This is a genomic window from Kosakonia beeri, assembly GCF_054165705.1.
This window is the reverse complement of sequence record NZ_CM135106.1, coordinates 2017190-2036372: the sequence shown is the minus strand read 5'-3', so window position 1 is coordinate 2036372 and position 19183 is coordinate 2017190. Positions and strand designations below refer to the sequence as shown.

Sequence of the window (19183 nt, the reverse complement as noted above, 5' to 3'; positions counted from 1 at the left end):
CTTTTTTTTCGAGACTTAATTTTTATTTTACCTTTTGCAAATAATTAAATAACAAATTATAGTGGCCGCTGCTAATCACCATTATAAATTCCGGAGCCGCACCATGTTAAAAGCAGAGATGATTGAAAAATTAAATGAACAAATGAATCTGGAACTGTTTTCTTCCCTGCTCTATCAACAAATGAGCGCCTGGTGCAGCTTCCATAGTTTTGAAGGTGCTGCCGCGTTTTTGCGTCGCCATGCTCAGGAAGAAATGACGCATATGCAACGCCTGTTCGACTACCTGACCGATACTGGCAGCCTGCCGCGCATCAGCACCATTGACTCGCCGGTTGCGGATTATGCATCGCTGGATGTTTTGTTCCGCGCGACTTACGAACACGAACAACTGATCACGCAGAAAATTAATGAGCTGGCGCATGTTGCAATGACCACGCAGGATTATCCGACCTTTAATTTCCTGCAATGGTATGTTGCGGAACAACATGAAGAAGAGAAACTGTTTAAATCCGTTATTGATAAATTATCTCTGGTGGGTAAAAGCGGCGAAGGCCTTTACTTCGTCGATAAAGAACTGGCGACGCTCGACGCACAGAATTAATTACCATGGCGGTAAAGTTTGCTTTACCGCCTTTTTTATTAATGCGGGCAGATTTTACTTTCTTGCGTCGAGAACCCCTCTTCGACGGGAATAAACTTTCCTTTTGCGGCCAAAAACAGCACCAACTCCTTCGCCGTCATCCCCTCTGCTGAACAGGTATGAAAACGCGCCTCCGCACCGAAGCGGGCAACGATTGCCGCTACCAGGCTCTCATGTGAATAGTGTTCGCCTGAAGAAATCATCATATTCAATACTTCATGACCGTGAATTGACGCCATAAATAGCCCTCGCAAAAAGGTGCATCATAGACACCTCTTTGCTTACGAACATTGCGTTAAAACAGGTTTACATACATCCGGCGCCACGTGTGCAGCGCCCGTCCTGTTGATTTACTGCGCGGTAAAAATAGCGATAATTTTCCGTCTCCAGCGCAATGCCATGCACACAGAAGACATCGGTCAGCCAGTCGACATTTTCAATAATCCAGGCATCTTCTTCTGCTCCCTCGGCAAACGTCTCATCCACCGGGTCAATAACCGAGTAAATGCCCCAGGTGCCCATATCCTTCTCCCCACGCCATTCTGGTCATTCCATTGGCCCGTCATGCCAGCGAATGATTCAGTGACCGTGGCACAGCAAATTTCCGCCTCGAGACCAATGTGCTGTAAAGGGATTCGTACTCCCTATCACCTTTCTCATTATTTTGAAAACTTACCACTGCTTTTTATGCCATGAAGAATGGCGGGCAAAAAACATCCCCCTGATGAAGTGGTTAAACTCTTGGGTCCCTTGAGGCAAATACATTGCCTCGAACCGTAAAGAATAAATTACACCCATTGTAACGGCCGTTTGACGAAATCACTGAATTCCCTTACTCTGCGCCGCAGATTGATTGGGCTATACGTTTTATTTCAGAGGAAAGCGTGAAAAATCGAACACTTGGGAGTGTTTTTATCGTAGCGGGTACCACGATTGGTGCCGGAATGCTGGCGATGCCGCTGGCGGCAGCTGGCGTGGGCTTTACCACGACGCTGGTTTTGCTTTTCACCCTGTGGGCTGTGATGTGTTACACCGCCCTGTTACTGCTGGAAGTTTACCAACATGTGCCAGCAGACACCGGCTTAGGTTCGCTCGCGCATCGCTATTTAGGACGCTACGGTCAGTGGATCACCGGCTTTAGCATGATGTTTTTGATGTACGCGTTGACAGCGGCTTATATCAGCGGTGCCGGGGAATTACTGGCTTCAAGCCTGAATCAATGGCTTGCGCTTAATCTTTCCCCCGTGGCGGGCGTAATGATCTTCACCCTGGTGGCAGGCGGGGTTGTCTGCGTGGGAACATCGCTGGTCGATTTGTTCAACCGCTTTTTATTCAGCGCCAAAATACTCTTCCTGGTGTTGATGCTGGTGCTGTTGATGCCGCATGTTCACCAGGCCAATTTGTTGACAATGCCGCTGGAAAAGGGTCTGGCGCTTTCTGCGATGCCGGTGATTTTCACTTCATTTGGCTTTCACGGCAGTGTACCGAGTATTGTCAGTTATATGGGCGGAAACATTCGTAAACTGCGAATGATCTTTATCACGGGCAGCGCAATCCCGCTGGTTGCGTATATTTTCTGGCAACTGGCAACGCTGGGTAGTATCAGCTCTTCCACTTTTATGGGCTTACTCGCGACTCAGGCAGGATTAAATGGGTTACTGCAAGCTTTACGTGAAGTGGTCGCATCGCCACATGTGGAGCTTGCGGTGCACCTGTTCGCAGACCTGGCGCTGGCGACCTCTTTCCTGGGCGTTTCGCTTGGGTTATTCGACTATCTCGCAGATTTGTTCCAGCGGCGTAATAACGCCTTCGGTCGCCTGCAAAGCGGTTTTATCACTTTCCTGCCGCCGCTGGCCTTTGCCCTCTTCTACCCGCGAGGTTTTGTTATGGCGCTGGGATATGCCGGTGTGGCGCTTTCCGTACTGGCACTGTTGCTGCCGTCAATGCTGGCCTGGCAAAGCCGTAAGCATCATCCGCACAGCGCTTACCGCGTGCTGGGGGGCAAACCGGCGCTATGCCTGATTTTTGCCTGCGGTATAGCGATTATTGCGATTCAGTTCGCCATCGTTGCGGGTGTGCTACCCGAGGTGGGTTAACAGACGAGGACAAACCGCGCGGGAGTTTGCTGCTCTGCGCGGTTTTTTTATATCTGCCAGATAACAGATACAAAAAAACCACCTTTCGGTGGTTTTACGACACTGCTTATTGCTTTGATTATTCTGTTCTTTCCCAATGGTACCCGGAGCGGGACTTGAACCCGCACAGCGCGAACGCCGAGGGATTTTAAATCCCTTGTGTCTACCGATTCCACCATCCGGGCTTCGGGAAGAAATTGGAGGCGCGTTCCGGAGTCGAACCGGACTAGACGGATTTGCAATCCGCTACATAACCGCTTTGCTAACGCGCCAGATTCTTCAGGCTTTTCAGCCGGCATCCGCTAAAACAGCCGATGCATTAAACTGGAGCGGGAAACGAGACTCGAACTCGCGACCCCGACCTTGGCAAGGTCGTGCTCTACCAACTGAGCTATTCCCGCTTATCAAGCTTGTTGTAATCACTTGATTTTATTATCTTCTGGCGAGCTACGCTGCCTTCCGATGCGTTGCATTCTACTTACCTGACGCACTGAGTCAACGATATTTTTCAAAAGGCGGATCGTTTGCTGAAAATTACAACGAAACGATCACTGTTCAAGCAAATCGCCGCGCGCCGCGTTCAGGTATTGCAACATGGACCACAGCGTCAGCACCGCAGCGACAAAGAACAGCGCAATCCCGGCGTATTCTACCCATACATTGGGACGCCACAGCAACCACACCAACGCCGCCATTTGCGATGTCGTTTTGACTTTACCGATCCAGGACACCGCCACACGGCTGCGTTTACCCATTTCGGCCATCCATTCACGCAATGCGGAAATGATGATCTCGCGGGCAATCATCGTGGCAGCCGGTAACGTAACCCACCAGCTGTGATAATGCTCAGCAACCAGTACCATCGCAATCGCTACCAGCACCTTATCCGCAACCGGATCGAGAAAAGCGCCAAAACGCGTGCTTTGGTTCCAGCGGCGCGCCAGAAAGCCGTCAAACCAGTCGGTGACGGCGGCACAACAAAAAATCAGGGCGCAGACAAACGGAGCCCACTGAAAAGGAAGATAAAACGCCAGCACGAAAAACGGGATCAGGATGACGCGAAAAAGGGTGAGCAACGTAGGGATATTGAATCGCATAGCGGCGTTAACTGTCTGTTGTCCGTGAATATTCGCTCTATGGTGCTACAGAGCCCTTAATGTTTCAACGAGTAGTAGATCTTTTCTGCCAGCGCCTGAGAGATCCCCGGCACTTTTGAGATTTCTTCAATGCTGGCATTGAGTAAACCTTGCAAGCCGCCCATATATTTCAGCAGCATTTGCCGGCGTTTGGGACCCACACCCTCAATCGTTTCCAGCGTACTGGTATTTTTCACTTTCGCACGTTTTTTTCGGTGCCCGCTGATCGCATGATCGTGGGACTCGTCACGAATGTGCTGAATAACATGCAACGCGGGTGAATCCGGCGGCAAGCTAAAGCCCTCGCCTTCCGGCTCGAAGAACAACGTCTCAAGCCCGGCTTTGCGATCTGCCCCTTTCGCCACGCCCAGTAACAACGGTCTGTCTTTATCCCACTCGACCTCCAGCCCGGCAAACACCGCTTTTGCCTGACCAAGCTGTCCCTTCCCGCCGTCGATTAAAATAACATCCGGGATTTTACTCTCTTCGATGGCCTTACCATAACGACGACGCAACACCTGATTCATCGCGGCATAATCATCCCCCGGCGTAATGCCGGTGATGTTGTAGCGGCGATACTCGGCACGCAGCGGACCGTTTGCATCAAACACCACGCAGGAGGCAATGGTTTGTTCACCCATGGTGTGGCTAATGTCAAAACACTCCATACGCTTTATTTCAGGCAGTTCAAGCACGCTGGCCAGCGCTGCAAGGCGTTGATGCACAGTCGACTGTTGAGAAAGCTTAGTGCTGAGCGCTGTAGCCGCATTGGTTCGTGCAAGCTTAAGATAACGCGCCCGGTCACCGCGCGGTTTGGTCTGCACGTTAACGCGCCGTCCCGCCAGTTCCGATAATGAGTCGCTCAGGAGAGTTTTATCGCTGAGATTAAAGTCGAGCAGGATCTCCGTTGGCAACGTGCGCATCTGGCTCCCCTGCAAGTAGAACTGGCCAACAAAGGTTTCCACCACTTCGCCAAGCTCCGTGCCACCCGGTACTTTCGGGAAGTAGCTGCGGCTGCCAAGCACTTTACCCTGGCGAATAAAAAGTACGTGCACACACGCCATACCGGCATCAAACGACACGCCAATGACATCCAGGTCGTCGCCATTATTGGAAACAAACTGTTTTTCAGTGACCCGGCGAACGGCCTGAATCTGATCGCGGATCCGCGCGGCTTCCTCAAACTCCAGTGCCTGGCTGGCTTTCTCCATGCGGGCAATAAGCTGCGTAAGCACTTGATCATCTTTGCCCGCAAGGAACATGCGCACGTAATCAACTTGTTGCGCATACTCTTCTTCACTGACCAGCCCGGCCACACAGGGCCCAAGACAGCGGCCAATCTGGTACTGTAAACAGGGACGTGAGCGGTTACGGTAAACGCTGTTTTCACACTGGCGCACCGGAAATATTTTTTGCAGCAACGCCAACGTTTCGCGCACAGCGTAACCATTGGGGAACGGGCCGAAATACTCACCTTTGGCATGTTTTGCACCCCGGTGCATCGCCAGACGCGGGTGAGTATCGCCGCTGAGAAAAATAAAGGGATAGGATTTATCGTCACGCAACAGCACGTTATAACGCGGCTGATAGAGCTTGATGTAATTATGCTCAAGCAATAACGCTTCTGTTTCGGTGTGCGTAACGGTGACATCGATTTGCTGGATTTGCGCGACCAGCGCTTCGGTTTTACGCGATGCCAGGTTGCCCCGGAAATAGCTGGAAAGCCGTTTTTTCAGGTCTTTCGCTTTACCGACATAGATGACAATACCGCCGGTATCATACATACGATAGACACCGGGTTTACTGGTAACCGTTTTAAGAAAGGCTTTAGAATCAAAAACTTCAGTCACTGACTTGTTAACGTCTCCGCATTACACAAACCATGGCGAATCGCGAGGTGCGTCAGTTCGACATCACCATGAATGTTCAATTTACTGAACATGCGGTAGCGATAGCTGTTCACTGTTTTCGGGCTCAGATGCAACTGCTCTGAGATCTCATTGACCTTCTGGCCTTTGGTGATCATCAGCATAATCTGCAATTCTCGTTCAGACAAACTGGAGAACGGCGAGTCCGTTTTTTCAGGTTCGATTTGGCTTAGCGCCATTTGCTGAGCGATATCTGAAGCGATATAACGCTGGCCGGAATGGACAGAGCGGATGGCATTCACCACTTCCTGCGGCGCGGCACCTTTGCTGAGATAGCCTGCTGCACCCGCCTGCATCACTTTTGCCGGCAGAGGGTTTTCTGTATGAACCGTGAGCATAATAACTTTGGTGTCGACATTGCCGCGTGCAATTTTGCGCGTAGCTTCAAGGCCGCCAATACCGGGCATGTTCATGTCCATCAAGACAACATCGACGGAGTTGGCGCGACACCACTTGATGGCATCTTCACCGCAACAGACCTCGCCAGAGACTTTTATGCCCTTAATATCTTCAAGAATGCGTCGTATCCCTGCGCGCACCAGCTCATGGTCATCAACAAGTAGTACGTTGATCAAAGGAGTATCTCCGAAATAGGGATAACGCTGCTGAAAATTAACTCGCCATATATTAGCGTTTTTTTACCCAACAGTGAATGACTAAAAACAGTGCCAGCCGGATTTTGCTCTCGTTTTTGGAAATTAGATTGTACAAAAAGTGGAAACGCATCTTCTGTTTTCAAGCGCAGCGCGGGAAAATTTTGGCGCCATTTTTCATAAAGTTACCGAAAAAATGTATTTCCGTTATCAATAATTAAGCCATGAAATTTGTAACAACTATTAAACTCATCCCGCTTCGATAGATCATATATTTTCCGGGGCAAAATAACTGCTCATTTTTAATGCATCGCAAGTTTAATTTAATAACCCCTGTCAGGATAAAAAACATCCTCTGCTTTCTTTTGCGGGCAATATGGTATACTCGCGCGCTTTGACAGTGATCGTCGCGCAGAGGCGCGGCAACGTAACGAGGAAAATAAATTGAGCACACCTGATTTTTCCACTGCTGATAATGCAAAGGAACTGGCACTGGAAGTTTCCTGCCTGAAATCATTGATGACATTGATGTTACAGGCAATGGGACAGGCTGACGCAGGCCGCGTCATCATTAAAATGGAAAAACAAATCGATCAGATGGAAGATGAAACGCAGGCGGCCGTTTTTTCCAGCACTGTTAAACAAATTAAACAAGCTTATCGCCAGTAATTAAGCCGGCTGTCGGATATTTCCGGCAGCCGTTTGTCTGGCATGCACTGCCCAAAGTCGGCTTAAATCATGCCAGTCGCGGCCGCATAGCAGGCAATCTGGGTTTTATTCGGCGCGTTGAATTTTTTCTGCATGTTTTTTTGGTGAAAGTTGACGGTATTTTCCGATATCGACAGGATCATCGCGATTTCCGCCGACGTTTTCCCTTCAGCCGTCCACTTCAGGATTTCTTTTTCCCGCTTACTGAATTTCATTTCCGGCGTCACAACCAGCTCGTGCCCCAGTCGGGACAACATGAGCAGGCTCATTTGCACCAGCGTCTGTAGGCGCATTTCGATTTCATCATCAGGCATCATTTTTGCCAGCATGCTGCTACGGGAAACCGACAGGAAACCGAGCGAATGATTCGGCAACATCAGACACTGGGAAATACCTTTGCGCAAACCGTGGTCGCGGGCAGCATCCCACAAGGTCATGGCGTCCTGGAAGAGTTTGTCATTCCATGGCAGATGTCCCTGAATAAAATTCTCCGCTTTCAACACCGGATCGATGGCGAAAAAATTCTCCGCCTGATAGTGCTGCATCCACGCTACGGGATAGGTGGTTTCCACACTGATCTTCGGCCGGGTAAACGGCACCGGATGGCGAACACAAAGCGAAAAATAATCGAATTCCAGCTGCTGCGTCTGCCGCTGTAACTCGGAATAAATTTCTTCCGCGGTTGTCATCTCCTGGAATCGCGCCAAGATATCGCGACGCCAGTTAAAAAAATCTTTCTCCTGCATACCGACCGGTAATACCCCTGGTTTTTAATAATCATTATTTTGTATACAATAAACTAACACATAAAACTTAATTATAAATATAAAATATCGGCGTTTCTGGAAATAAGTTGGTTTTATTACCGACTTTAACAGCGGCGGCAGGATGGAAGATCTGGGGGCGTTTTCAGTCAGGCAAGGTCACGGCCAAAATATTCCCCTGCATTGTCTATGTCATTAATCAACCAGCATAAAATCTCACCTAAGCCAAATTTATGCGATCCAGCTAACATTATTACCCGGATCGCAGTCATTATTTCTATATCAATCCACTATCGCTGCTGGCTGTTGCGAGTTAAACATGAGGATGATAGGCAAATAACGCTGGCGCTCCGCCAGTGTGCACAAACAGAATCGGCCCGTTATCTTTGAAACGATGTTGCTCAATACCATCAAGCAGGCCTGCCATTGCTTTCCCGGTGTACACAGGATCGAGAACAATTCCCTCAAGCCTGGCAAGCAGCTTTACCGCCTCCATGCCTTCATCATTCGGCATGCCATAACCTGGCGCAAAATAGTCGTCCCACAGCAGGATATCGGCGCTCGCTTCGACGTCCAGTGCCTGCGCAATCCCCTGCTGCAAGGTAACTACTTTCGGTTTTTGTTCAGCAACAGCGCGGGACACGGTGACGCCAATCAGTTCGACATCCGGCATCACCTGCTCTAACCCAACGGCCAGCCCGGCATGGGTTCCGCCACTGCCCGATGCAACAACCACCGAGGAGAGCGCGACCGCACCTTCACACTGCTGCGCTATCTCCAGCGCGCTTTCCACATAGCCCATGGCCCCCAGGGTATTTGAGCCGCCCACCGGGATCACATACGGGCGGAACCCTTGTGCTTCAACGCGCGTCGCCAGTTCCTCCAACTGCGCGACGGGGTCGGTCAACGCCTCACAAACCTCAATTTGTGCATTAAACAGATCCAACAGTAGACGGTTGCCATTGGTCAGATAGTTTTCCGCCCGTGTGCCGATGGGGTTTTCCAGTAACGCCACGCAGTGCAAGCCGAGTTTTGCGGCGACGCCTGCCGTCTGGCGTACATGGTTGGACTGGATCGCACCGGCAGTAATCAGGGTATCTGCGCCCTCGCGTAACGCATCGGCGGCAAGAAACTCCAGTTTGCGTAGCTTATTGCCTCCCATAGCGACCGGCGTGACATCATCCCGCTTAATAAAAATCTCACGGCCCAGGTAATCAGAAAGTCGCGGCAGATACTCAAGTGGCGTCGGCGCGCCAATAAATTCCAGACGGGGAAAGCGGGTCACGTTGTGCAGCGGCATAGGTCCTCCGGAGGCGGGGTAAGGTTAGGTATGGGTTTGATTATGCACCTTAAACCAGCCTGATAAAAAAGGCGCTGGTTTCAGCGCCTTTTTTACGAACCACAATGTCCCGGTGAGTTAAGCCCCACCCTGGGCACACTTCCTTTTCAGGCAGCCGTGTGTCGCCAGGCCGTGATGGCAGCAGCATCAGCCTGTTGCAGCATAACGCCGCAGGTGCGCATAACCGCACCCTGCGACGAATCGTTGCTTAATAGAGATCGGACGTAGCGCCGACGGCGATTTTTTGCACCGTTGCAAAACGCATTTGGGCTTTAAATTGCGCGTACTTGCGCAGAGCAATCCGATAATTATTGGTGCTGGTCGCGGGTAACCACGGCTCCAGATTTTCATCAAGGAAGCCTTCTTCCAGCAACTGACGGGAGATATTCAGCTCGCTAAGATGATTCCCCAGCCGGCGCAAACGCACAACATATTCGCGCACCGTGCCGTGGCTCATCTCGGTCTGTTCAAAGAGGTATTGCTTAAAGCCGATGATGTCAAAGAAATCACTCTGCTCTTTGCAATGCAAATCACCACAGAAGCGACATAGCGCAACCCACTCTTTTTGTTCCTGCTGCCAGGCCGCTTCATCCAACAGTGTATCCAGGCGCGAAATCGCGATTTTGTTCACGATTTCGCCCCGACGTACCAGAGTGATGCGGTCAAGCAGCTTGTGACAATGGGCGCAATGCGTCTGGCTGTGTTTAAAGTCTTTAAGGTAGCGGCTTAAAGGCCGTCTTTTAGGTTGCTGCACCGTCATGATAACTCCTGGTTGTCAATGCGTTGTACGGCATTTTCCCAGGAGGCGATGCAGAATCACCGACCTATAACTTACCCAGCTTGGTACGTAAGCGCTTAATGGCCTGGCTATGAAGCTGGCTGACCCGTGATTCCCCGACTTCAAGAACAGCACCAATCTCTTTCAGATTGAGTTCTTCCTGATAGTACAGTGTTAACACCAGTTGTTCACGTTCCGGGAGGGATTCAATAGCCTCCATCACACGGTGACGTAAATTACTTTCCATTAACTGGAATAACGGGTTTTCCTGTTGATGATCGTCCGTCACCAGCTCGATACTGTCGCCGTGCTCTTCCCGCCACTCATCGTAGGAGAAAAGCTGACTATTATTCGTATCGAGCAACATCTGACGGTATTCCTCTACAGGAATGCCAAGACGCTGCGAAACTTCCGTCTCCGACGCGTTACGTCCCAGCTCTTGCTCAAGTTGCCCCATAGCCTGCGCCACTTCGCGGGCATTACGCCGGACACTTCGCGGCACCCAGTCACGGCTGCGCAATTCGTCCAGCATCGCCCCACGAATACGCTGCACTGCGTAAGTGGTAAATGCCGTTCCTTGCAGGGCGTCATAACGGTCTACTGCGTTCAGTAGCCCAATGCCGCCCGCCTGTAGCAGGTCGTCCAGTTCCACACTCGCCGGCAAGCGCACCTGCAGGCGCAATGCTTCGTGACGCACCAGCGGAACATAACGCTGCCATAGCGAGTGTTTATCCATTACACCTTCAGCGGTATACAGTGAATTCACGATAAACAGCCCTGCGTTAAATGAGTTATCGGCATGATTATCCGATTCTGGAGTAGTTTTAATCGGATGAATAATGGGTGAAATGGGGGTTTATTTGCATTAATAAAAGAATTGCAATGAATCCAACAACTCTTGAAATGAAGAAACACCGAATTATCAATGCAATAAATGAGCAAGGCTAAAAACGCGTCATTCTTCACTTTTTACTCTGCAAATGTTGCCCGGTATTGTCACTGTTATTAACAAACCGCCCCTAGCCTTTTTACCCTAATTGAAATTTTAGCTGTTGACCAATGTTTATGCAGCTTTCTATCCGCTAATAAGCGAGAGAAAATGATGGTTATTCCCACCCTGATAGAACCCCCTGGTCATTTACATTAGGGCATTGATCCCGACTGCCTCTTATTACGCCCGCGCAAGACTCGCCGACGCAAGCAGGACGGTCAGATAACCGGGCATACCCTGAAATACCGCACTTCGAGGATACGATGAAACTGGCAATTTATGGTGCAGGCGGGCTGGGACGAGAAGTCCTCGAGCTGGCGAAACACATCAACGCCGCCCACCCGCGCTGGGACGCATTCTGCTTTATCGACGATTTGCACGCAGACCGACTGCTTAAAGGCCACCCTGTCGTCACACTGGACGCGCTGGACACCAATGAATATGAAGTGGTGATCGCGGTGGGTGAGCCAGCATTACGGCAGAAATTAGCTGATAAAGCACGTGCCGCCGGTTTTACGTTGCCTGTGCTGGTGCATCCCGGTGCGCAAGTCAGTGCGGATGTCACCTTTAACGAAGGCTGCGTGGTCTGTTACGGGGCATTTATCTCTTGTGACACGGTGATTGGTCGTAATGTGCATCTGCAACCCAACGCCAGTCTCGGCCATGACTGCCAGATTGGTGACGATTGCGTCATTTCTTCTTATGCCAATCTGGCGGGTCAGTGTCAGGTGGGTGCGCGTACATTTATTGGTATGAATGCAGTCGTTCGCGAATGCACGGTTATTGGCGAAGACGCCATCATTAGCATGGGTGCCGCTGTATTTGCCAATATCAACGCCGGCGTGATTGCGATGGGCAACCCGGCACGCGCGATCCGCGCAAACGACGATAAAAAAGTTTTTCGTTAAGCAACCCTATTCCCCCGCGCGGTCGTACGCGATAACGCGGGACAGATACAGATTTAATTTCCACGCTATTCTGGAGAAACACGATGTCAAATTTAGCAACTTATAACCGCATCTTCGTTGAAACCTTCGAAGTTGATGAAGCCATTCTTGCCGGATACAAATATCAGGACACGCCGTCCTGGGACTCGGTAGGCCATATGACGATGATTGCCTCGCTGGAAGATGCATTCGACATCATGATGGACACAGATGACATCATCGAATTTTCTTCCTGGGAAAAAGGCAGAGAGATCCTGAAGAAATACGACGTTGAACTTCAGGACTAAGCCATGTTGCTAAAAGCGAAAACCGCCGTTATCACCGGTTGCCTGCAGGGCATTGGCAAGGCAACGCTGGAAACCTTCGCCAAAGCGGGAGCCGATGTTTTCGCCTGTTGTCAGGCCGAAACGCCAGAGTTCACCCAATTTATTGCGCAACTGAGCGCTGAGCATCAGGTCGAGATCGTCCCGGTTTACTTCGATCTGAGCGACAACGACGCGATAAAACAGGCGGCGATGTCGATTCAGAAAGCAAAGAAACCGGTCGATATTCTGGTGAATATCGCGGGGGCTAATTTCGATGCCAATTTCCAGATGGTGACGCTGGAACAGCTACAAAAAACCTTCACCATTAACTTCTTCTCGCAGATCGCTTTTACCCAGTACATTGCCCGCCTGATGTTGCGCCAGAAAAAAGGCAGCATCATTAACATCTCCAGCATTTCGGCACTGGACGGTAATCCGGGCCAACTGGCTTACGCCAGTGCCAAAGCGGCGTGGATTGCAGCGACCAAAACAATGTCTGCCGAGTTAGGGCCGCAAGGTGTGCGCGTCAATGCTGTAGCACCGGGTGTCATCAGTACCGCGATGACGGCATCGCTGTCTGAAGAAGTCATGGCGCGACAAATGTCACGCTGCGAGCTGAAGCGTCCTGGACTCGCGGAAGAAGTGGCCAACACATTGTTGTGGCTGGCATCTGACGCTTCCAGTTACACCACAGGCCAGGTCATCCGCGTTGATGGCGGCATGGGTTGAGGAAATAAACATGTTGATGCAAGGAAAAACGGTACTGATCACCGGTTGCCGTCGCGGTATGGGCCGCGCCATGGTGGACGTATTTGCCGCCAGTGGTGCAAATATTTATGCCCACGCACGTGAAGCCGATGAAGCCTTTACCCAGGAAATGGCGCAGGTCGCTGCCCGTTACGATGTACAAATCTGGTCGCTTGGCTTTGATATGACTGACTACGAGGCCATGAAACTGGCGGTCAAACGTATCATGTCCGACAAACGCCCGCTGGATGCTGTGGTGAATAACGCCGGCATTACGCTAAACAGTCTGTTCCAGATGACCAGCGAAGCGCAACTCCGCGCCCAGTTTGAAGTGAACTTCTTCTCGGTGTACCTCTTTACGCAGTACGTCGCCAAACTGATGACCCGCCATCAACATGGCAGCATCATCAATATTGCGTCGACGGCAGGAGAAGATGGTAATCCGGGCAAGTCTGCTTACGGCGCATCAAAGGCGGCGCTGATTGCCATGACAAAATCCATTGCTGCTGAACTGGGTGAGAAAGGCATTCGCGCCAACTGCATCGCGCCGGGCATTACCGATACTGAGATGCTGCTCACCATGCCGGCACAAGTGGTTGAAGATGCCAAAAATGGCGCTGACTTGCGCCGTGCCGGCGAACCGGCGGAAATTGCTCAGGCGGCGTTATTCCTCGCCAGCGATCTCTCCAGCTATATCACAGGCCAGACAATTCGCGTGGATGGTGGTCTCAAATGACGCAAAAAATTCAGGATGCGGCCCGACGCATTCGTACCCGTATCGTCAATGTGGCGCACCACGCGCCGAGTGATGGAGTACACGTCTCCCCTGCTCTGTCGATGACCGACATTCTGAGTACACTGTATGGCAGTGTCATGCGTTATGACCCACAGAACATCACCAGCCGCAAGCGCGACCAGTTTATTCTGAGTAAAGGCCACGCGGCGCTGGGGCTGTACGCCACGTTGTGCGAGTACGGCATTATTAGCGAAGATCAACTCAATGAGTTTGAGATCAACGGATCCGTGTTGCAGGTTCATCCCACCAAACACCCGGAATACGGCATCGACTTCTCGGGCGGCAGCCTGGCACAGGGACTCTCCTTTGCTACCGGGCTGGCGCTGGGGCGTCGCCTGAAAGGCGAAACGTGGCAGACCTATGTGCTGGTCGGCGATGGGGAATGCAACGAAGGGGCTATCTGGGAGTGCGCGTTTATGGCAGCACACCATAACATTGATAACCTGACGCTGATTGTCGATCGCAACGGTTTGCAATCTGATGGATTCACCCGCGACGTCATGTCGATGGATCTTGAAGCGCTGTGGCGCGCCTGCCGTTGGGAAACGCGGGTTTGCGATGGTCATGATATTACCGCGTTGCAGGCGGCTTTCGACGCACCGCACCAGGGTAAACCGAAAGTGATCATCGCCAATACGGTGAAAGGTAAAGGCCTTTCATTTATGGAAAACAATAAAGAGTTCCACCGTAACCGCGTCTCTGCTCAGCAGTTGACGGATGCGCTGAATGAACTGAATGGGGGCCAGCATGATTGAGTTTAAACCCGCTACCATTCGCTCCTGGGCGATGCTCGGCTCGCGCGGCACATTTGGCATGGCGCTGCTGGAACTCGCACACGATAACGATCGCATCGTCGCCCTGTCCGGCGACTTGTGCAAATCTTCCGGTCTGGATCGCTTTAGCACCACGTACCCCGAGCGTTTCTTCAATACTGGCATCGCCGAACAGAACATGATCGGCGTTGCTGCCGGGCTGGCAGCGAGCGGCTATGTTCCTTTTGCCACCTCGTTCCCTAACTTTCTGACCCTGCGTGCCGCAGAGCAGGTACGCCTGAATCTCGGTTACATGCAGGAAAACGTTAAGCTGGTTGGCCTGGCATCGGGTCTGGCAACCGGCATGTTTGGTGCCACACACCACGGTATTGAAGAGCTGGCAATGCTCCGCTCAGTCTCTAATATCGCTATTTTTTCCCCGGCAGACTGTACCGCCACCGTCAAAATGACCCAGGCCGCACTCGCCTATGATGGCCCGGTCTACCTGCGTCTTACCGGCGGTATGCGCGCACCTATCGTGTATAAAGATGATTTTGAACTGATCCCCGGCAAAGCCATTACCTTACGTGAAGGCAAAGATATCGCCATTATTGCCACCGGCAGCATGGTGCATGTTGCCCTGACCAGTGCGGGTCAACTGGCGGACCGCGGGATTGATGCCGCAGTCGTAGATATGCATACCCTGAAACCGCTCGATGAAGCCGCTATCACCGTCCATCTCGGTAAAAAGCTGCTGGTGACTATTGAAGAGCACAGCATTATTGGCGGTCTCGGCAGCGCTGTCGCCGAATATGTCGGCGCGCAAACACAACGCCCCAGACAGTTAACCCTCGGTATTCCGCAAGGTTACCCGCATGCGGGCGATTATGGCTGGATGCTGGAGCAAAGCGGTCTGACAGCAGAAAACCTCACAGCACAGGTCATGGACGCACTGCAATGAATGCTTTCTGGCATACCCACCAGCACCCGGCTTCACAACTGGCGCTGAAAGACGATCGTGGCGTAAGCCTCAGTTACGGAGAGTTGACCGCACGCGTTGACGAACTGGCGCAGCACATTCCACCCCGCGCGCTGGTGTTTATTTTTTGCCGTAACCAGGCCGAAACCGTCACCGGCTATCTGGCCTGTCTGAAACAAGATGCGGTAGCGTTATTGCTGGATGACGCCCTTGATACCGCACTCGCGCAGCAGCTTATTGACACCTATCGCCCGTCCTATCTCTGGCAACCGCACGACGGCAGCTACCGGCTGAAGACGACAGGGTTAACGCCCTGGCCGCTGCATGATTCTCTCGCGTTGCTGATGACGACATCCGGCTCAACAGGCAGCCCGAAACTGGTGAGACTCACTAAACGCAACCTGCAAAGTAATGCCGCCAGCATTGCGCATTATTTGCAAATTGATCGCCACGAGCGCGGTCTGGTGAGTCTGCCGGTGAACTACGTTTACGGGCTGTCGATTATCAACAGCCATCTTCATGCCGGAGGCAGCCTGCTGCTGACCGGGCACAGCGTGATGCAGCGTGAGCTGTGGGATTTTGTCCGCAGCGAGCGTGCCAGCTCCTTCGCTGGCGTGCCTTACACCTGGGAGATGCTGCGTAAACTGCGGTTTATGCGCATGGATCTGCCGGATTTACGCACGCTGACTCAGGCAGGCGGTAAGCTGGCGCCCGCTTTACAGCAGGAGTACACCGAATTCGCCGCTCAACAAGGTAAACGCTTTATCGTGATGTACGGCGCAGCAGAAGCCACTTCGCGTATGGCCTGGCTACCGCCAGAAGACGCCGCGTCGCGTTACGGTTTTATCGGCAAGCCTATCCCCGGTGGTGAATTCCTGCTGCTCGGGGAGGATAACCACCCGGTGACCACGCCTGGGGTGCACGGCGAATTGATCTACCACGGTGAAAACGTGGCTCTCGGTTATGCTGAGCGCGGCGAAGATCTCGCCCTCGGCGACGATTTTGCCGGCCGGTTGCATACCGGTGATATCGCCACTGTCGACAGCGAGGGTTTTTATCGGATTGTCGGGCGTAAAAAACGCTTCCTGAAAATATTCGGCAACCGCGTAGGGCTGGACGAAATGGAAGCACTGCTCAAAACAGCCTTTCCGGATACATCAATCGCCTGCGATGGGCGTGATGACTTGCTGTGCATCTTTATTACCGATGCGTCGCTTGCTACGGCGGCTAAACAGTATGCGGCGGACATCAGCAAACTTCACCCGTCGGCATTTCGCGTTATTCCCCTTGCCGGGATCCCCAAAAATCCGGCAGGCAAGACGCTCTACCATAAGCTGAAAGATTATGTCCCTGCCGTTTGAAGCGATCCTTAACATTGCGCCCTACTCGCTGGCTCGCGAGGAAAAACGTGCGCTATTACAGGCACGATTGCAGGCCTTAACCACGCAGCACTATGCACGTTGCGAAGCGTATCGCGGCATGCTGGATGCGCAGTCCGTGCGTCCTGCATCTGTTGCTACGCTGGAAGATATTCCCTTTCTTCCTGTTTCGCTGTTTAAATCGCTGGCGTTGAAAAGCATCCCGGACGATGAGATTGTCAAAACCATGACATCGTCCGGCACCACGGGCCAGCAGGTATCGCGTATCTTTCTCGATAAAAGCACGGCTTCTCATCAGCAAAAAGTGCTGGTAAAGATCGTCAGCCAGTTTACAGGCGCCAGCCGTCTGCCAATGTTAATTATCGACTCCCCGGATGTTCTGAAAGACCGTCTGCAATTTTCAGCACGCGGTGCGGGCATTCTTGGCTTTTCGCTGTTTGGTGCCGATCGCGCCTGGGCGCTGGATGAAAACATGGCGCTGAACATGCCGGTGATCGAGGCGTTCCTGGAAAAACACCAGGGTAAGCGCATTCTGCTCTTCGGCTTCACATTTATGGTGTGGCAGCATTTTTATAAAGCGCTGGTCGCCAGCGGTAAAACACTGGCGCTGAACAATGCGCTACTGATCCACGGTGGCGGCTGGAAAAAGTTACAGCATGAAGCCGTGTCGCCCGCCGACTTCGCACGGCGGTTAGAGGATGTCTGCGGTTTACCTGCGGTGCACGATTATTACGGCATGGTCGAACAAACCGGCTGTATCTATATGCAATGCGAGCAGGGCCATCTGCACGCATCGATTTTCTCCGATGTGATTATTCGCGATCCCCTGAATTTTTCCTGCGCTCCCGTCGGGAAGCCGGGGATCATCCAGGTGCTGTCGCTGTTGCCTGAATCGTACCCAGGCCACTCTTTGCTGACAGAAGACGAAGGCGTATTGCTTGGCGAAGACGATTGCCTGTGCGGACGCAAAGGCAAATATTTCCGGATCCTTGGCCGCCTGAAAAAGGCCGAATTACGCGGGTGTAGCGACACATATGCAGCAGAGTTTTAACGGTCTGACCTTTATTATGGGCAACGAAGCGCAACTGCGGGCGATGCCTGAACAGGCAACGTACCCGGCTTTTGCCCCGGAAATTCTGGCATTGCTGTACACCTTTTCCCGGCTGGCATTGCACGATGCTGAAGCAAAAGCGTGGCCGGATGTGATCAGCCTTGGTTTCTGGTGCCGGGAAGCCTCGCTGATGCAAATGCGTGCAGCTTACGCCGATCTGACTCACTGCTATGGCCGCGGCGTCGCTTTTCATATCGCCCCCGGCAATGTGGCTGCCAACTTCGCTTACTCATTGTTTACCGGCTTACTGACCGGCAATGCCAATATTGTTCGTTTACCGGGGCGTGATCACCCGCAGGTGGCGATCATTGTGCGATTGCTGGCGGGTGCGTTAACGCAGCATCCTGCGCTGGCGCCCTATATCTGTCTGCTGCGTTATGAACGCCAGCAGTCCGTGACTGACGCCCTTTCTGCACTGTGCGATACCCGTATTATCTGGGGCGGCGATGAAACTATCGCGCAGATCCGTCGCTCGCCGCTGAAACCGCGCGCGCGGGAAATCGCTTTTGCCGACCGCTACTCCATTGCCGCCATTGACGCAGACAGCTATCTGGCGCATGCACACAAAGATAAACTGGCGCAGGCATTCTTTAACGACACGCTGCTAAACGATCAAAACGCCTGTTCTTCACCGTCGCTGCTGGTCTGGCTGGGCAAAGAGACTCAGAGCGCTCGCGACGTATTCTGGCAACATTTTCATGCCTTCGCGTCACGCTTTTACACCCTGGAGCCGGTGGCCGCTGTGAATAAACTGACACGGCTTTGCCTGCTGGGCGCAACCTGGCCGGGCGTTAAACAAGTGCCGGGTGAAGATAATTTACTGGTGCGCGTTGAACTGCCCGAGGTCAATAGCGCGATAATGGACTTACGCGGCAATTGTGGTTTCTTCCTGGAATATGTTGCCCGTTCACTGGATGAAATCGTGCCGGTCTGTGGCGAGCGGTGTCAGACGCTGGCAACGTTTGGCATTGATAAAGAAACCGTAAATGCGTGGCTGGCAGCGCGTCGCCCACAAGGTATTGACCGCATAGTACCCTTTGGCAGAACGCTGGATTTCACCCTGCAATGGGATGGCTATGACCTGGTCGCGATGTTGACGCGCACCGTCGTCAGTTAATGGCGGATGAGACAAAAAACGCCGGATAACCGGCGTTT

Annotated in this window: 21 protein-coding genes, 3 tRNA genes and 1 pseudogene; 13 read left to right on the top strand and 12 right to left on the bottom strand. The window is 52.2% G+C overall.

What is annotated here, in order from left to right:
* Positions 1–103: 103 nt before the first annotated feature.
* Positions 104–601 (top strand): non-heme ferritin, encoded by a 498-nt coding sequence (gene ftnA / locus ACUY4S_RS09740; RefSeq protein ID WP_312691592.1) that lies wholly within the window; start codon positions 104–106, stop codon positions 599–601.
* Between the two features lie 38 nt (positions 602–639).
* On the opposite strand, the gene ACUY4S_RS09735 is transcribed toward ftnA, so the two are convergent.
* Positions 640–879 (bottom strand): YecH family metal-binding protein, encoded by a 240-nt coding sequence (locus tag ACUY4S_RS09735; protein ID WP_458023086.1) that lies wholly within the window; start codon positions 877–879, stop codon positions 640–642.
* Between the two features lie 67 nt (positions 880–946).
* Positions 947–1300: pseudogene (locus ACUY4S_RS09730) on the bottom strand (PM0253 family protein).
* A 224-nt stretch (positions 1301–1524) separates the two neighbouring features.
* On the opposite strand from ACUY4S_RS09730, the gene tyrP reads away from it, so the two are divergent.
* Positions 1525–2736 carry a tyrosine transporter TyrP gene (tyrP, locus tag ACUY4S_RS09725; protein WP_458023085.1) on the top strand — a complete coding sequence of 404 codons (1212 nt, stop codon included), beginning with the start codon at positions 1525–1527 and terminating at the stop codon, positions 2734–2736.
* Positions 2737–2873: 137 nt separating this feature from the next.
* On the opposite strand, the gene ACUY4S_RS09720 is transcribed toward tyrP, so the two are convergent.
* The 6 genes from ACUY4S_RS09720 to uvrY all read right to left on the bottom strand — a co-directional run bounded on the left by ACUY4S_RS09720 (position 2874) and on the right by uvrY (position 6414).
* Positions 2874–2960, bottom strand: a tRNA-Leu gene (locus ACUY4S_RS09720).
* A 13-nt stretch (positions 2961–2973) separates the two neighbouring features.
* A tRNA-Cys gene (locus ACUY4S_RS09715) sits at positions 2974–3047 on the bottom strand.
* A gap of 53 nt (positions 3048–3100) precedes the next feature.
* A tRNA-Gly gene (locus tag ACUY4S_RS09710) sits at positions 3101–3176 on the bottom strand.
* A gap of 147 nt (positions 3177–3323) precedes the next feature.
* Positions 3324–3872: a CDP-diacylglycerol--glycerol-3-phosphate 3-phosphatidyltransferase gene (gene pgsA / locus ACUY4S_RS09705; RefSeq protein ID WP_312691589.1), complete on the bottom strand. Its 549-nt coding sequence runs from the start codon at positions 3870–3872 to the stop codon at positions 3324–3326.
* Between the two features lie 56 nt (positions 3873–3928).
* Entirely contained in the window at positions 3929–5761 is a 1833-nt protein-coding gene (gene uvrC / locus ACUY4S_RS09700) for an excinuclease ABC subunit UvrC (protein ID WP_458023084.1), read from the bottom strand.
* Positions 5758–6414: a UvrY/SirA/GacA family response regulator transcription factor gene (gene uvrY, locus ACUY4S_RS09695; RefSeq protein ID WP_312691587.1), complete on the bottom strand. Its 657-nt coding sequence runs from the start codon at positions 6412–6414 to the stop codon at positions 5758–5760. The genes uvrC and uvrY overlap by 4 nt, the downstream gene beginning before the upstream one ends.
* A gap of 394 nt (positions 6415–6808) precedes the next feature.
* Here uvrY and ACUY4S_RS09690 point away from each other — a divergent pair, with 394 nt between their 5' ends.
* Positions 6809–6880 carry a hypothetical protein gene (locus ACUY4S_RS09690; RefSeq protein WP_458023108.1) on the top strand — a complete coding sequence of 24 codons (72 nt, stop codon included), beginning with the start codon at positions 6809–6811 and terminating at the stop codon, positions 6878–6880.
* Complete coding sequence (locus ACUY4S_RS09685) at positions 6877–7101, top strand: DUF2594 family protein (protein ID WP_312691586.1); 225 nt, start codon at positions 6877–6879, stop codon at positions 7099–7101. The genes ACUY4S_RS09690 and ACUY4S_RS09685 overlap by 4 nt, the downstream gene beginning before the upstream one ends.
* Before the next feature lie 62 nt (positions 7102–7163).
* Here ACUY4S_RS09685 and sdiA read toward each other — a convergent pair whose 3' ends face one another.
* The 4 genes from sdiA to ACUY4S_RS09665 form a co-directional block, all read right to left on the bottom strand.
* Positions 7164–7886 carry a quorum-sensing transcriptional regulator SdiA gene (gene sdiA / locus ACUY4S_RS09680; RefSeq protein WP_312691585.1) on the bottom strand — a complete coding sequence of 241 codons (723 nt, stop codon included), beginning with the start codon at positions 7884–7886 and terminating at the stop codon, positions 7164–7166.
* Between the two features lie 331 nt (positions 7887–8217).
* Positions 8218–9204, bottom strand: a complete 987-nt coding sequence (gene dcyD, locus ACUY4S_RS09675; protein WP_458023083.1) for a D-cysteine desulfhydrase — start codon at positions 9202–9204, stop codon at positions 8218–8220.
* Between the two features lie 247 nt (positions 9205–9451).
* On the bottom strand, positions 9452–10003 hold the full coding sequence (gene fliZ, locus ACUY4S_RS09670) for a flagella biosynthesis regulatory protein FliZ (protein WP_312691583.1): 552 nt from the start codon (positions 10001–10003) through the stop codon (positions 9452–9454).
* 64 nt (positions 10004–10067) lie between these two features.
* Positions 10068–10787 carry an RNA polymerase sigma factor FliA gene (locus ACUY4S_RS09665; protein WP_061494319.1) on the bottom strand — a complete coding sequence of 240 codons (720 nt, stop codon included), beginning with the start codon at positions 10785–10787 and terminating at the stop codon, positions 10068–10070.
* Positions 10788–11275: 488 nt separating this feature from the next.
* Here ACUY4S_RS09665 and ACUY4S_RS09660 point away from each other — a divergent pair, with 488 nt between their 5' ends.
* The 9 genes from ACUY4S_RS09660 to ACUY4S_RS09620 all read left to right on the top strand — a co-directional run bounded on the left by ACUY4S_RS09660 (position 11276) and on the right by ACUY4S_RS09620 (position 19145).
* A complete protein-coding gene (locus ACUY4S_RS09660) occupies positions 11276–11920 on the top strand; it encodes an acetyltransferase (RefSeq protein WP_312691582.1) in 645 nt (214 codons plus the stop codon).
* A gap of 83 nt (positions 11921–12003) precedes the next feature.
* Positions 12004–12246: an acyl carrier protein gene (locus ACUY4S_RS09655; protein WP_312691581.1), complete on the top strand. Its 243-nt coding sequence runs from the start codon at positions 12004–12006 to the stop codon at positions 12244–12246.
* 3 nt (positions 12247–12249) lie between these two features.
* Positions 12250–12993, top strand: coding sequence for an SDR family NAD(P)-dependent oxidoreductase (locus ACUY4S_RS09650; protein ID WP_312691580.1), 744 nt, complete (start codon positions 12250–12252; stop codon positions 12991–12993).
* A gap of 10 nt (positions 12994–13003) precedes the next feature.
* Positions 13004–13747 (top strand): SDR family NAD(P)-dependent oxidoreductase, encoded by a 744-nt coding sequence (locus tag ACUY4S_RS09645; RefSeq protein WP_458023082.1) that lies wholly within the window; start codon positions 13004–13006, stop codon positions 13745–13747.
* Positions 13744–14562 (top strand): transketolase, encoded by an 819-nt coding sequence (locus tag ACUY4S_RS09640; RefSeq protein WP_458023081.1) that lies wholly within the window; start codon positions 13744–13746, stop codon positions 14560–14562. Before ACUY4S_RS09645 ends, ACUY4S_RS09640 begins: the two co-directional genes overlap by 4 nt.
* Positions 14555–15520 carry a transketolase family protein gene (locus tag ACUY4S_RS09635; RefSeq protein WP_458023080.1) on the top strand — a complete coding sequence of 322 codons (966 nt, stop codon included), beginning with the start codon at positions 14555–14557 and terminating at the stop codon, positions 15518–15520. Before ACUY4S_RS09640 ends, ACUY4S_RS09635 begins: the two co-directional genes overlap by 8 nt.
* Positions 15517–16899, top strand: a complete 1383-nt coding sequence (locus tag ACUY4S_RS09630; RefSeq protein ID WP_458023079.1) for an AMP-binding protein — start codon at positions 15517–15519, stop codon at positions 16897–16899. The genes ACUY4S_RS09635 and ACUY4S_RS09630 overlap by 4 nt, the downstream gene beginning before the upstream one ends.
* The gene (locus ACUY4S_RS09625) at positions 16883–17968 is read left to right on the top strand and encodes a LuxE/PaaK family acyltransferase (RefSeq protein WP_458023078.1); all 1086 of its coding nucleotides are present in this window, start codon (positions 16883–16885) and stop codon (positions 17966–17968) included. Before ACUY4S_RS09630 ends, ACUY4S_RS09625 begins: the two co-directional genes overlap by 17 nt.
* Positions 17952–19145, top strand: a complete 1194-nt coding sequence (locus ACUY4S_RS09620; RefSeq protein ID WP_458023077.1) for an acyl-CoA reductase — start codon at positions 17952–17954, stop codon at positions 19143–19145. The genes ACUY4S_RS09625 and ACUY4S_RS09620 overlap by 17 nt, the downstream gene beginning before the upstream one ends.
* The last annotated feature ends 38 nt before the right edge of the window (positions 19146–19183 follow it).